The organism is Providencia sp. CIM-Carb-044, assembly GCF_033901115.1.
In the GTDB taxonomy this organism is placed as follows: domain Bacteria; phylum Pseudomonadota; class Gammaproteobacteria; order Enterobacterales; family Enterobacteriaceae; genus Providencia; species Providencia hangzhouensis.
Genome location: NZ_JAXADV010000057.1, coordinates 1 through 1,237, shown reverse-complemented (window position 1 = coordinate 1,237; position 1,237 = coordinate 1). Strand labels below are relative to the sequence as shown.

1 protein-coding gene is annotated in these 1,237 nt (G+C 44.2%); it reads right to left on the bottom strand.

All coding sequences use genetic code 11. The features are described from left to right. Positions 1-669: 669 nt before the first annotated feature. Entirely contained in the window at positions 670-1,143 is a 474-nt protein-coding gene (dfrA1, locus tag SJ312_RS23230) for a trimethoprim-resistant dihydrofolate reductase DfrA1 (protein WP_000777554.1), read from the bottom strand. Positions 1,144-1,237: the final 94 nt, after the last annotated feature.

Below are 1,237 nucleotides of genomic sequence, written 5' to 3'. Positions count from 1 at the left end.
CACGCTTAAAAATAATAAAAGCAGACTTGACCTGATAGTTTGGCTGTGAGCAATTATGTGCTTAGTGCATCTAACGCTTTTAGCAGGGGCGCGACGTCAGGAGCGTCCCTTGCCTAAACTTGTTAAGGCATTTGTGAACAAACGCCACCAGTATTTTGGTTTAGAACCAATGCATACTTCATACGAATACAGCCTATCTCGAATCAAGCAGGAACCATCCAAGATTGGCATAAAAGGTACATTCAACCTTTTCACTGCATCCCATTGGTGCACGTACTCGGTCTTGCAACTCGGACACTTTGGGTTTGCACCAGGAACAAACCTACCCCCGCAAGGGCAATCTGGAAGAGTTGCTGCTATTCGATCCAAGAGCTCTTGATTGATTTCATTTTCATACAGTAATGCATGGTCCTGCTCTCTATGGATTACATTCGAGCAAGTATCACAGAAAAAATGCGGGCAACTGTCGCTCATGCCGCTCGATTGCCAGGCAGGAGTTTCCTTCCCACACTTTGGGTTTGGGCATTTCATTCTTCCTATCCATGGTGCATTCGCTTCGTAATGTACGATTTTCATGTAGCCTTAACGCCTGGCACAGCGGATCGCAAACCTGGCGCGGCTTTTGGTACAAAAGGCGTGACAGGTTTGCGAATCCGTTGCTGCCACTTGTTAACCCTTTTGCCAGATTTGGTAACTATAATTTATGTTAGAGGCGAAGTCTTGGGTAAAAACTGGCCTAAAATTGCTGGGGATTTCAGGAAAGTAAACATCACCTTCCGGCTCGATGTCTATTGTAGATATATGTAGTGTATCTACTTGATCGATCAGGCTTTTGTATATCTCCCCACCACCTGAAACAATGACATGATCCGTTATTTTCTTTAGGTTGGTTAAAGCATCTTTAATTGATGGAAAGATCAATACGTTCTCATTGTCAGATGTAAAACTTGAACGTGTTACGACCGCATACTTTCGGTTGGGTAATGCTCCCATTGATTCAAAAGTCTTGCGTCCAACCAACAGCCATTGGTTATAGGTAATAGCTTTAAACAGGAGCTGTTCACCTTTGGCACTCCATGGAATATCAGGGCCATTCCCGATAACTCCATTCTTCGATATAGCTACCATTAGTGATAGTTTCACAATTCTTCCTCAGAGGTTAACTTTGTTTTAGGGCGACTGCCCTGCTGCGTAACATCGTTGCTGCTCCATAACATCAAACATCGACCCACGGCGT